General features: G+C 39.5%; 12 protein-coding genes. 5 read left to right on the forward strand and 7 right to left on the reverse strand.

Annotation, left to right across the window (positions count from 1 at the left end):
- Positions 1 to 415 precede the first annotated feature (415 nt).
- Both typA and QL986_RS10585 read left to right on the forward strand, forming a co-directional pair.
- A complete protein-coding gene (gene typA / locus QL986_RS10580; protein ID WP_013463797.1) occupies positions 416 to 2,239 on the forward strand; it encodes a translational GTPase TypA in 1,824 nt (607 codons plus the stop codon).
- Positions 2,240 to 2,449: 210 nt separating this feature from the next.
- Positions 2,450 to 2,767 carry a hypothetical protein gene (locus tag QL986_RS10585; RefSeq protein WP_128583481.1) on the forward strand — a complete coding sequence of 106 codons (318 nt, stop codon included), beginning with the start codon at positions 2,450 to 2,452 and terminating at the stop codon, positions 2,765 to 2,767.
- Between the two features lie 159 nt (positions 2,768 to 2,926).
- Here QL986_RS10585 and QL986_RS10590 read toward each other — a convergent pair whose 3' ends face one another.
- The 4 genes from QL986_RS10590 to QL986_RS10605 all read right to left on the reverse strand — a co-directional run bounded on the left by QL986_RS10590 (position 2,927) and on the right by QL986_RS10605 (position 6,135).
- A complete protein-coding gene (locus QL986_RS10590; protein WP_290190694.1) occupies positions 2,927 to 3,658 on the reverse strand; it encodes a CBM9 family sugar-binding protein in 732 nt (243 codons plus the stop codon).
- 79 nt (positions 3,659 to 3,737) lie between these two features.
- Positions 3,738 to 4,163, reverse strand: a complete 426-nt coding sequence (locus QL986_RS10595; RefSeq protein ID WP_016900061.1) for a BLUF domain-containing protein — start codon at positions 4,161 to 4,163, stop codon at positions 3,738 to 3,740.
- An 88-nt stretch (positions 4,164 to 4,251) separates the two neighbouring features.
- Positions 4,252 to 5,343: an MBL fold metallo-hydrolase gene (locus QL986_RS10600; protein ID WP_290190693.1), complete on the reverse strand. Its 1,092-nt coding sequence runs from the start codon at positions 5,341 to 5,343 to the stop codon at positions 4,252 to 4,254.
- 138 nt (positions 5,344 to 5,481) lie between these two features.
- Positions 5,482 to 6,135: a DUF2959 domain-containing protein gene (locus QL986_RS10605; protein ID WP_013463802.1), complete on the reverse strand. Its 654-nt coding sequence runs from the start codon at positions 6,133 to 6,135 to the stop codon at positions 5,482 to 5,484.
- An 86-nt stretch (positions 6,136 to 6,221) separates the two neighbouring features.
- Here QL986_RS10605 and QL986_RS10610 point away from each other — a divergent pair, with 86 nt between their 5' ends.
- A complete protein-coding gene (locus QL986_RS10610; RefSeq protein WP_013463803.1) occupies positions 6,222 to 7,103 on the forward strand; it encodes a virulence factor BrkB family protein in 882 nt (293 codons plus the stop codon).
- Positions 7,104 to 7,541 (forward strand): D-aminoacyl-tRNA deacylase, encoded by a 438-nt coding sequence (gene dtd, locus QL986_RS10615; protein WP_033102725.1) that lies wholly within the window; start codon positions 7,104 to 7,106, stop codon positions 7,539 to 7,541.
- Here the strand turns inward: dtd and QL986_RS10620 are convergent.
- Complete coding sequence (locus QL986_RS10620; protein WP_128583485.1) at positions 7,538 to 8,284, reverse strand: fused MFS/spermidine synthase; 747 nt, start codon at positions 8,282 to 8,284, stop codon at positions 7,538 to 7,540. The two genes, dtd and QL986_RS10620, sit on opposite strands and share 4 nt — an antisense overlap.
- 122 nt (positions 8,285 to 8,406) lie before the next feature.
- On the opposite strand from QL986_RS10620, the gene QL986_RS10625 reads away from it, so the two are divergent.
- Entirely contained in the window at positions 8,407 to 9,300 is an 894-nt protein-coding gene (locus QL986_RS10625) for a bifunctional GNAT family N-acetyltransferase/hotdog fold thioesterase (RefSeq protein WP_028835930.1), read from the forward strand.
- A 54-nt stretch (positions 9,301 to 9,354) separates the two neighbouring features.
- Here QL986_RS10625 and QL986_RS10630 read toward each other — a convergent pair whose 3' ends face one another.
- Both QL986_RS10630 and QL986_RS10635 read right to left on the reverse strand, forming a co-directional pair.
- Complete coding sequence (locus tag QL986_RS10630; RefSeq protein ID WP_033102728.1) at positions 9,355 to 10,386, reverse strand: phospholipase A; 1,032 nt, start codon at positions 10,384 to 10,386, stop codon at positions 9,355 to 9,357.
- Positions 10,387 to 10,563: 177 nt separating this feature from the next.
- The gene (locus QL986_RS10635; protein ID WP_024601192.1) at positions 10,564 to 11,685 is read right to left on the reverse strand and encodes a succinylglutamate desuccinylase/aspartoacylase family protein; all 1,122 of its coding nucleotides are present in this window, start codon (positions 11,683 to 11,685) and stop codon (positions 10,564 to 10,566) included.
- Positions 11,686 to 11,687 lie beyond the last annotated feature (2 nt).

Consider the following 11,687-nt stretch of genomic DNA (forward strand, 5'->3'; position numbering starts at 1 on the left):
TATGTAAAAAAATATAAATAAAATAAAGGTGATATAGATTGAGCACCATCTTAGTGCGTAATTTTTCCAAAATGGTGCAATATTTACAAAGCAATAATTGCTTGTAAATTAATCACCTTAGACTAGCACAAAGAAAATGCAAAATACGCAGTAAAGTCGCTTTAAATTAACCCAAAACCATCTTTTTATATAAATATCTAAAAATTAATCATCATAATTAATTATTTTAAAACAATGGGTTAATTATTTTATTGAGAAAGTTTGAAATTTTATTTTGGATAAACTTTCATCCATTCCATTTATAGGGGATAATATGCGCCCTTTTAAATCCTATGCTGGGACATCTCGTGAAAGCGCAGGTGAGAACGTATAGCCCCTGCAGGATCAATGAGATTCAATTTCTCTGAGTGAATATATGAGCATCGAAAAGTTAAGAAATATAGCAATTATCGCCCACGTTGACCACGGTAAAACAACACTGGTTGATAAACTACTTGAGCAATCAGGTACATTAGAAACACGCGGCGGTAATGAAGAGCGCGTGATGGATTCAAACGACATTGAAAAAGAACGTGGTATTACCATTTTAGCGAAAAACACCGCTATCTCATGGAATGATTACCATATCAATATCGTAGATACTCCTGGACACGCCGACTTCGGTGGTGAAGTTGAACGCGTACTTTCGATGGCTGACTCAGTATTACTACTTGTTGATGCTCAGGAAGGTCCAATGCCACAAACGCGTTTCGTAACGCAAAAGGCATTCGCGCAAGGCTTAAAGCCAATCGTTGTTATCAATAAAATTGATAAGCCAGGTGCTCGCCCTGATTGGGTTATGGATCAAATCTTTGATTTATTCGACAACCTAGGCGCAACTGATGAACAGTTAGACTTTAAAGTAATCTACGCATCAGCAATCAATGGTTGGGCTACATTAGATTTAGACGAAGCATCTGATAACATGGAACCTATGTTCAAGATGATCGTTGACGAAGTATCACCACCGGATGCAGATCCTGAAGGTGACTTCCAAATGCAGATCTCACAGCTTGATTACAACTCTTATAAAGGTGTAATTGGCATTGGTCGTATCAAACGCGGTTCAGTTGTACCTAACCAACAAGTTACGGTTATTAGCGCTGACGGGTCTAAACGTAACGGTAAAATTGGTTCAGTACAAAGCTACTTAGGTCTTGAGCGTATTGACACTGACAAAGCTTACGCTGGTAACATCGTAACGGTAACGGGTCTTGGCGAGCTTAAGATTTCAGATACGCTTTGTTGTCCTAACAACGTTGAAGCATTACCTCCACTAAGTGTTGATGAGCCAACAGTAACGATGACGTTCTCTGTAAATAACTCACCTTTCTGTGGTAAAGAAGGTAAGTTTGTAACATCACGTAATATCCGTGAGCGTTTAGACAAAGAATTAGTACACAACGTTGCACTTCGCGTTGCAGACACTGATAACCCAGATAGCTTCCGTGTATCGGGTCGTGGTGAATTACACTTAGGTATCTTAATCGAGAACATGCGTCGTGAAGGTTACGAGTTAGCTGTATCTCGTCCAGAAGTTATCTTACGTACTGTTGATGGTGTGTTAGAAGAACCGTATGAAACACTAACAATTGACTGTCAAGAAGAGCACCAGGGTTCTATCATGGAACAAATTGGTCTTCGTAAGGGTGAGCTTACTGATATGGCCCCAGATGGTAAAGGCCGTATGCGTTTGGACTTTATGATCCCAAGCCGTGGTTTAATCGGTTTCCAAACTGAGTTCATGACGTTAACATCGGGTTCTGGTTTACTTTACCATACGTTCGATCACTACGGTCCGCACAAAGGTGGCGAGCTAGGTGTTCGTAAGAACGGTGTAATGATTGCAAATGCAACAGGTAAAGCACTAACTAACGCATTATTTAACTTACAAGAGCGCGGCCGTTTATTCATCGGTCACGGTGTTGAAGTATACGAAGGTATGGTTATCGGTATTCATAGCCGTGATAACGACCTTACAGTTAATGCGCTTAAAGGTAAGCAACTTACTAACGTTCGTGCATCTGGTACCGATGAAGCACAAACACTAACACCAGCTCTTAACTATTCACTTGAGCAAGCGCTTGAGTTTATTGCTGATGATGAGTTAGTAGAAGTTACACCTGAGAACATTCGTATTCGTAAACGTCATTTAACTGAAAATGAGCGTAAACGTGCGGGTCGTGCGCCTAAGTCATAATCTATTAATTTAGAATCATGATTTTAAAAGCCGCTGTATTGCAAAATACAGCGGCTTTTTTGTGGATAATAGTTAGCCAGAGAAGAGCGTAAGTCCACAGGTTAAAGCATCGCAGTTGGTTCGATACTGTTAAACAGTTTTTAATATTGAACCTAAAAGAGGTATTAAGTTATTATCAAAGCTATATTTACTATGTGCGTGTGAGCTAGTGTGAATACCGAAAATGAAATTATGGCAAAACTAGAGATAGAACATATTGCTGAACTGCAAAAATATAAAGATGAATTTGAAACGTTAGGAAACAATGATTGGGGCTTGAAAGATCTCATATCAATTTTTTTACCCTTTATTTTGTTATCAATTGCTAATAGCTTCTATAATATTGAAACTGAAATATTTCAAATAATATGTTTTATTTTCCTTGCTTCAGCTGTGGTGCAGGGAATGGTTAGGGAGCAGACCAAAAAAACAAATCGCAGAATTGATTTGCTTCTTAAAATTATTAATCATGAGCAAAAGGGTGGCTGAAATTAGCTTTATTAGGGCGCAGCGCTCTTTATATAAGGAAAAACGTGCTTGAGAATTAAATAATCTATATTGCAAAGTCTCTGTTTTTGTTAATAGGATATTTTTGTTGGGTTTCGCTTAGCTCAACCCAACCTTCGTTATCAATTATTTAGTTAGTGATTACTTACTTTTCGGTAGCAAAGTGATTTTCCCAAATACATCTGCATCTATAAATCCACGGTTTCTGTCACCGTTCACTGGCTTTACTTCGTGTGAGCCCATAAAGTGCTCACGAACTTTACTGCCGTCGTTATCGCAGTAGGCGAGCATAAAACCAATAACGTGTTTTTCAGTTAATTTAAGCGGTGTATTTTTTGCGCCTTGTTGATAATCATTCGGGTAGAGTTTTATCGCCACTTCCCACGTGATATTATAGGGCGCAGTGGTATTACGCTTCCAGTTACTAACTAAGTGGTCGGTATATAAATGCGCTTTTTTATCAGGGCCATAATCGGCTGCTTGGTTATCAAGACCAATGTGATAAGCAAACGCGGTATGATTAAACTGATGATTCCCACCCGATGCGTCACTATCTATAAACACTTCTAAGGCATCATCATCCCAGTATTTATCAGTTGGATCTGGGTGAGTATCAATCAGCACATCGTCACTAATATCTGCTTGTAAATACAAGTAGTTTTCATCCCATAGAAGACGGTAGCGGCCTTTAAAATCGGCCTCTGATGAGGGAAGTGCGCCATCCATTAGGTGCGGCATAGGATGCCATGTGGCGCTATCCCATGTACTTTCAGAGACACCATCAATAATAATAGCTGTTGATGTATGACTAACTTCAATAGCCATAAGTGGTTGGGTGAAAAGTAAACTAAAAGCGAGTAGTGTTTTTTTCATTAATAAGCTCATCAATTAAAGATGATTTAGCTTGGCTTAAATAGCAATTAAAAACAATCTCATAGTTGTATTTATTATATTAACTTATTGCCCCAGTTATGCTTGTTTTTAATGCCAACATTAATAAATGCGCGCTTTCACCCGACATTTTAAAAGGGTTAAAGTCAATGTTACCCGAGTATTTTAGATTAAGTAATTCGGTTAGCTGTGATTGCGGCACATAGCCCATTGACCATGTTTCAAACTCTCTTTCGGGAATTTGGGTATAGTTGAGCATAATTACATTGTGGTGGCGTTTGTCATTTAATATTTGTTGATAGGTATTATTAACAGCGGTTCTGGAGCCTTCAAGGCATTGTAAAAAGTACTCATTACTAAAACATAACATGCCGGTGACATTTGTTTTTACATTGTAGGTTCGCGCACTTTGTAAAATATTTTCTATATCTTCAGGCCCAAAACCACTACTTATTTTACTGGCGTAAATGAGTCGCACAAGAAACATAAAACCCCCTGACTGTTTAGTTAATTAAAGATAGTTCAGTGAGGGGGTTATTACTAATTATGTAAACGCATTTTGTGTAAATGACTAATTAAAGCTGGATGCTTTCACCTTCATTTAAAATATACAGAGGGATCTTCGAGTTCATTTTTTTATGCATATGCAATAAGCGCAGTAGTGCAGAGTGGCTGCTGTGATCGCCCATCTTCCAACTTGAGTTACCATAGCCCCACGGTATCATTACTTTACAGTTAAGCGCTTGTGCTGCGGTTAAGGCATCCTCAGGAGTGGTATGTACATAACGGTACCAGTTGCCGTTCTCTTTATGGTAATAAGAGGCAATAGGCATTAAGCACACATCGATATCGCCATATTTTTGCTGTATATCGTTGAAGTGTTTTGAATAACCAGTGTCGCCTGCAAAAAATAAAGTGTTGCCACTTTGCTCAAGTAACCAGCCATTCCATAGGTCTTTATTATTATCTTCATAAATAAAAGGCACTAACACACGGCTACTAAAATGATGCGCAGGTAGCGCATGAATGGTTAAATCATCAATTTTAGTTTTTGCATACCATGCCATTTCACTAATGTTAAAGCCACCTATTGGAAAGTTATCAGCCATGCCAAGGGGGGTTAGGTAGCGAGGCTGATTACCAATTTCTTCAATATCGGCTTTATTGAAATGATCGTAGTGAATGTGAGAATACATAACGGCGACTAAGTTTTTCAATTCATTGTCAGTGAGCCAGTCGCCAGGCTTGCGATAAAATCCTGAAGTAAGGCGAAAAGCTAAATCAATAGGCGAGTCAAATTGCTCTTTTACGGGATCAAATACAACTTGTTGGCCATTCGGGGTTTTGATCACAAAGCCTGCGTGTCCGAGCCAACGAATAGTAAAGCCCGCATTAACCTGCGGATTTTTTTGCTGACCTTGATATTGGCAGTTTTCAGCCTCTGTTTCACAAACTAAGTTATTGTTTTTTGGGTAGCAATCAGTTTCACAGCTAACAGGATAACTTTTTTTGCCTGGGTAGAGGTTGTGGTAGCGCCCAGCTTGCTCACCTTGTTGATGAAGTGGAATAACGGTATCAGGGCCTGCAATAACCTCAATATTATTCGCAGTGCTGCATGCAACGAGCACACTGGAGGCGATAATTAAGCTAAGTGTATGTATTTTCATGATTCATTTTTAGTTGTTATTTTTATCTTACAGAAAGTGTAACAAAAGCAGGTTACTAAAAAAGGACAAAAAAGTAACAAAAAGTGTGTATAAAAAAGCCCGCTATTTTTAGCGGGCTCAGTTTAATCGGTTAAATATTTAGGATTTATTCATTTGCTCAATAAATTTATTTGAGTCTTCAATCGATTTGTTCATATCATTCATTAATAACTGAATATCGCGCTTTAAGTTAGTAAATTCACCTTTGATAGCCGCTACCGCTTGCGCATTTAAGTTATGCTTTAAGTACAATACGTTGTCTTTTAAAGAGGATAATACCGGCTCCATTTTACTCTCGGCGCTGCGCATTGAGCGAAGTAACTGGTCGAATTGACGTTGTGTTGCTGCTAACTTTTTGCTGCTTTCACGCTTAAGTGAGGCACTTTTGTATTGCTCTAACTCATCATTCCACTCATCAAATAAAGCTTCTGCTACGTCTTCAACTTTATTAATGTTACTTGATACTTCGTTTGCCGCTTGAAGGCTTGACTCGTAATCGTCATTAAGCTGATTGTAAGCATCTTGCAACTCACCGCCATCAAAATTAATGAGTGTAGTTAAACGCTCAAGTGCTGATTGAAATTCTTGTTGAGACTCTTGTTGTGAGTCTTTTGTTTCTTCAACGCGGTCAATCAAAATATCACGCTTATGAACACCTACTTTTTCCATTGCCGAATAATAAGCAGACTGACAACCAGAGAGCATCAGCATTAACGCAAGTATGGTTGTCCCTAAAAATGTTTGTTTTTTCATCTGAATTCCTATTTACGAGTGTTAATGCTGTAAATTATGGCCTTGATTGTTATTATAATCAAAAGCTCACCAACAAAGTCAATTGTATGAATGATAAGCTCTCCCATTATAAACAGCAAGTTAAGGCGTTTTTAAAACTGCAACCAGGCTGGTGGATGCAATATTTTAATCGCTGTATTGACGATCAAATAACCATTAATGCAGGGTATTTAGCTTACGTTACTTTACTTTCGTTAGTCCCACTTATTGCTGTAGGTGTGGCAATATTTTCTGCTTTTCCAGGATTTGAGTCGACCCGTTTAGCCATTGAGAGCTTTTTGTTTACTAACTTTGTACCGACCTCTTCTGGTGTTATTAAAGAGCATATTAGCTCGTTTGCTAGTAATGCCAATCAAATGACGGCAGTAGGTATTGGCTTTTTAGCAGCCATTGCCTTGCTACTTATTCGTAATGTAGATGCCACGCTAAATCGTATTTGGCGAGTAAAGAAAAAACGCCCGATGATGATATCGTTTGCCGTATATTGGATGGTACTCAGCTTAGGGCCCGTATTACTGGGCGCCAGTATCGGTGTAACCTCATATATTGTGTCGTTGGTATCGTTTGCCGATCAGGGGATCCCAGGGTTTAGTGGCTTCTTGTTAAAGCTACTCCCTTATGCGATTTCTATGGCTGGTTTTATTATGCTTTACACCTTAGTGCCCAATACTCGCGTTTCGTTTAAGGCGGCCGTTCCCGGTGCGCTATTTGCTGCCATGTTATTTGAGCTAACCAAAAAAGGCTTTGCTTTGTACATTAGTCATTTTCCATCATACGAAGTGATTTATGGTGCGGTAGCAACCATTCCCATTTTGTTTGTATGGGTTTACTTGTCGTGGGTCGTGGTGCTACTAGGCGCTGAATTCACCGTGTGTATTAACATGCAGCATTACAATAAAAAAGATCAACAAGCAGAGGATACAGAGTAAATGCAGGGATTAATTCAACGAGTAACACATGCTAATGTGGTGATAGACCAACAGCTTGTCGGTGAAATTAAACAAGGCATTGTATTATTGCTGGGGGTGGAAAAAGAAGATGATGAAAGCAGCGCTGATAAACTATTACACAAAGTCACCAATTACCGTATTTTTAATGACGAAAACGATAAAATGAATCTCAGCCTTAAAGACATACAAGGCGAACTGTTAGTCGTATCGCAATTTACGCTCGCAGCCAATACAAAAAAAGGCATGCGGCCTAGCTTTTCATCGGCAGCTACACCAGACCAAGCGCAAGCGCTATATAATTACTTTGTAGAGCAGGCTAAATTACTCGGTATTAAGGTCGCGACCGGTGAATTTGCAGCCGATATGCAGGTGAGTTTATGTAACGATGGGCCGGTTACCTTTAATTTAACCGCTTAACGTGCTTTTTTTACAATCACAATATGATTAACAAAGCCGGTAATTTTTTGAATACTAATAGCCTTCCCAAATACAGTCAGTAGTACATGTTGTAACTGAGTGAGTTGTGATGAGTGCTGCGATAAAAAGTTAATAAATAAGATGCCCTGTTGATCAAGTGCATCATAAATTGTTTGATAAAAGCATGAATCAAATAAAAATCGCGGGGCGTCTAATTCACTAAATAAATCTAAAATGACCCAGTCCATATGCTCTGCTGATTTTAAAATTGTTTGCGCATCCTCGCAATGAATCTGTTGTTGTTCACTGGGGGCAAAAAATTGTTGATAACAGTCAATAATATGGGGGCTTTTCTCTACTGAAGTAACCTGCACTTGAGGATACTGTTCTAATAAGTAATTACGAATGGCACCGCCACCTAAACCCAGTTCGAGTACTTTTTTAGGCGCAGGTAGCTGTTGCCAAGCCGTTGCTAAATAAGCAAGGTGTGGAAACAGTAATGCATGTGGTTTTGCTTTTAAAATAACAGACTGCAACGTGTTATTAATGAGTAGCCAGCGAAGTTGTTGATACTCTCTTACTTGTATGTGCTCACCATGCTGATTATGCCAATAAAGTAACTGGCCTAGCGATGAACTATGCTCAATAAAATGTTGGCTGATCAGGCCACTACTGCAATGGATATATTTATTCATGCTATTGAGCATAAACCAGCAGAGGTAAATCGCAACGGCTTTTGTCATTAATTTTTTACAGCTGTTTTCTCAGCACCAAAGTCTTATTTGCAGTTTTATCCAGATCGAGTATGGTGTTTTTCACAAAATGCACAGCGTAATATTTTACATTTTTAATTTATGGAGTATGTATGTTTCAAGTGAGCACCCCACAAAGTAGTGAAGACTGGCAAGCCTATTACCAATTACGCTGGCAGGTTTTACGTGCCCCATGGGGCGAACCTCGGGGCTCTGAGCAAGACGATTTAGAGCAAGAGGCTGAGCATCGCTTCATTAAAAATAAAGCGGGTGAAGTATTGGGTGTGGCTCGTTTGCACTTTAATAATCAGCAACAAGCTCAAGTACGTTATATGGCGGTTGCAGAGGGTAACCGTAATCAACATATTGGTAGCCGCTTGTTACATGAGCTCGAAAAAATAGCGTGGAATCAAGATGCTGATGAATTAGTGTTGTTTGCTCGCGAGCGAGCACTGGAATTTTATCAGCGCCATGGCTATGAAAATAAAGAAAAAGCACATTTGGCTTATGGTGATGTACAGCATTATAAAATGGTTAAGCTCAAACCGAGTGAACCAGGTTGGTTTCGCCACCCAAATTGGACTCAAGTACTGCAAAACACATGGCGTGAATCAATCCCCATTAGTGATGCTATGGGAATAAAAGTTGAAAGTTACACAGATTGGCAATTTACTACTCGTGCAGATTTAAATGCTAACTTAAATTTACACAACACTATGTTTGCGGGCTCTATTTATAGCCTAGCTACATTAACGGGTTGGGGGGCAACGTATTTAGCATTAAAAGAAGCCGGGCTTGAAGGGAATATTGTGTTAGCCGATGCCAACATTAAGTATTTAAAGCCACTAAATACTGACCCTAAGGGCTGTGTGAATATTCAAACCTGTAAAGGGAACTTAAATGAGTTACAAGATGCGGGTAAAGCAAGTTACCTAGTGCCGGTAACCATTTTTGATGGTGACGAGGTGGTTGCTCAATTTGAAGGGCAGTTTGTGGTTAAAAAATAATAAGAATAAACGAAAAAGCCAAGCGAGTTGCTTGGCTTTTTTTATAAGCATTTTTTACAGTAAATCTGTCAGTAATATACCCACACCAAAGCGTTCAATATCGGTGTTATAGTCTATCAAGCTCTCGCCATAGCCATTAAAATATTGTGCGTAGCCGCGAACTCTTCCCCATAATGGGAATGACCAATCAAGCTGAATTGCCCCGCGGTTATCTGAATTTAAATTATTGCGAGTCATAAAACTAAATTCATGATCGTTAAAGCGATACGCGCCACCAAATTCAAAGTAACCCATGTATTTATAGATATCTGGGTTATCGTCACCTCGTGCATCTAACGGCGCAGGCTTTTTGTTTTCAGGAATGCGATACCAAGGTTTAAAGCTAAATACAAAGCCGTCTTTTTCCCAAATGAAATCGGCATAAATGCGATTCCAAGAACGCGAGTTTGGCTGACTACGACCATTAGATTGGTGCGAAATACCAATGGCTATTGCCATTTCATCGCCCCATAAAACGTTTTCAGGGTCTAAGTAATTAATCCAAAATACTTCTGGCTCGTAGTTGGTTTCACGAAAAGGGGAAGAAATATCGTCGTTATATACTTGCCAGTATGACTGCAAAGTAAAGCCAAAAAATATCGCTTGGTCTGAATCGGCAAACTCATCATACAAAGGCACTTTAATTGATAGCTGATATTTAGCTTCTAGGTTATCAAGTGGGTCGCCATCTTTTTTATCGGTTAACTCTGCAAATCCATCAAACGGGCGAGTGTTTGGGTTCGACATATAAGAAACAGGTAAAATATAATTACGTTTATGCGGGGTAATTACATTACGATTTTTTTTACCAACCGCTTCACGGGCTTGGCGTTTGTCGATAGCCGTTAGCTGCTTGCTTTCTTCAACGGCAGAACACTTTTTACGTAATTGATCGAGCGTTTGTTTACCGTCTCCACCGATCACTTCATTTAAAATACATTGTTTAACCAGCTCAAGTTCATTGTTTTGCTCGTTATTTGCTGTTTCTTCAGCAACAACGGTTGTGCTGAGTAATGTAGAAAGTAGTATCCAATGGCGCCAACTCATTATAATTCCTTTGTAAGTGAGGGAAGTCAGTATTTTGCTAATTATAGCGCCTTTTTAACACATAAACGGTGAATTTGTCCTGAACTTTAATACTTTAAAAAGAAAAGCGACCTAAGTCGCTTTTACTGTGTAACTAGTTATTTACTAGCTAACTCTCACGCAATGAGAAGGGGTGAGCTAAAGCTCAAAGACGTTGGTAAAAAATTTATACAGCTCGGTACCTTGATTCACACTCGCTGAGGCAAAATGCAATATCGCAATTGCATCGAGATCAAAGCTTAGAGTTTGCAGCGGTTGTTCGCTTAAATAGCGCTCCATTCGCAGTATTTTAGCAATGGGTTCTCCAGCTTTAACATGCCCGCCAAGAGGTGCGAGGTATTCAACCATGCCACCCATAGGCGCGTAATAAGCGATATAATCATTTAGTTGGCAGCCATATCTTGTCATCAATTTTGGCTTGTAGGGGGCATCAACAAATACTTGCTTATGATTTAAATAACTTAAAATACTATTGGCATCGTCTAGAGCCGCGCTTAAATCGATTTTTTCTTGGCTGCCAAGCTCTACCGTAAAGGCTTCAACTTGCACGTTAAATTCACGCCCTTGCTGAGCAAGTTGCTCACTAAGCTGCCACCATGGACAAAAGCTTGCTTCATCCATTGCGCCATCAAAGGCATTAGGAATAACCAGCACATGGGGAATATTAAAGTAACGCGCGCTATCGGTCGCATACTCAGGGCAATATAAGTGCTGACTAGAAATAGGGCCGGTGTGTAAATCTAAAACTATATCTGCTTGATGCGCCAATTTTTGTAAGTTTAGCGCAATCCGTTTCCCCGTTGTTAAACGATAATCAGGGCCGTTGAGTTGTTGCTCAACGTCATTAATTAACGCGGCTTTAAAGGCTGTTTTCAGAATCTTATCATCGGCATCGCTGAACTGCTGTGCAAACTGGGTCGCCAGTTTATTATTGCAGTGATACATGCGATTCCAATTAGTCCCCGTAATGGGATCGAATCGGCCAAGGGTAAATTCCCCCGACTTTTGATTACAGCCAATGGGGTTAGCGTAAGGAACTAAGGTAATATCACCTTTTAAATTAAGTGTTTTTAGTTGCTCAAGTAATTGGTAAATTACCGCGTTGCCTTGCACTTCTGCGCCATGCATATTTGCTTGTACATACACACTTGGGCCGGTGCCATCGCCTTTTAAACGATACACAGGAATAGTCAGTGGTAGTCCGTTTGCGACTTCGCCAACTACAATGTTTTCTTGGCTTATAGCTATGGTGTTATTCATCT

Source organism: Pseudoalteromonas sp. APC 3250 (genome assembly GCF_030407915.1).
Classification (GTDB): domain Bacteria; phylum Pseudomonadota; class Gammaproteobacteria; order Enterobacterales; family Alteromonadaceae; genus Pseudoalteromonas; species Pseudoalteromonas tetraodonis.

Coding starts and splice junctions, on each gene's coding strand:
- QL986_RS10590 (WP_290190694.1), bottom strand. CDS start 3,658: ATGAAAAAAACACTACTCGCTTTTAGTTTACTTTTCACCCAACCACTT.
- QL986_RS10595 (WP_016900061.1), bottom strand. CDS start 4,163: ATGTTTCTTGTGCGACTCATTTACGCCAGTAAAATAAGTAGTGGTTTT.
- typA (WP_013463797.1), top strand. CDS start 416: ATGAGCATCGAAAAGTTAAGAAATATAGCAATTATCGCCCACGTTGAC.
- QL986_RS10610 (WP_013463803.1), top strand. CDS start 6,222: ATGAATGATAAGCTCTCCCATTATAAACAGCAAGTTAAGGCGTTTTTA.
- dtd (WP_033102725.1), top strand. CDS start 7,104: ATGCAGGGATTAATTCAACGAGTAACACATGCTAATGTGGTGATAGAC.
- QL986_RS10620 (WP_128583485.1), bottom strand. CDS start 8,284: ATGACAAAAGCCGTTGCGATTTACCTCTGCTGGTTTATGCTCAATAGC.
- QL986_RS10605 (WP_013463802.1), bottom strand. CDS start 6,135: ATGAAAAAACAAACATTTTTAGGGACAACCATACTTGCGTTAATGCTG.
- QL986_RS10600 (WP_290190693.1), bottom strand. CDS start 5,343: ATGAAAATACATACACTTAGCTTAATTATCGCCTCCAGTGTGCTCGTT.
- QL986_RS10635 (WP_024601192.1), bottom strand. CDS start 11,685: ATGAATAACACCATAGCTATAAGCCAAGAAAACATTGTAGTTGGCGAA.
- QL986_RS10630 (WP_033102728.1), bottom strand. CDS start 10,386: ATGAGTTGGCGCCATTGGATACTACTTTCTACATTACTCAGCACAACC.
- QL986_RS10625 (WP_028835930.1), top strand. CDS start 8,407: ATGTTTCAAGTGAGCACCCCACAAAGTAGTGAAGACTGGCAAGCCTAT.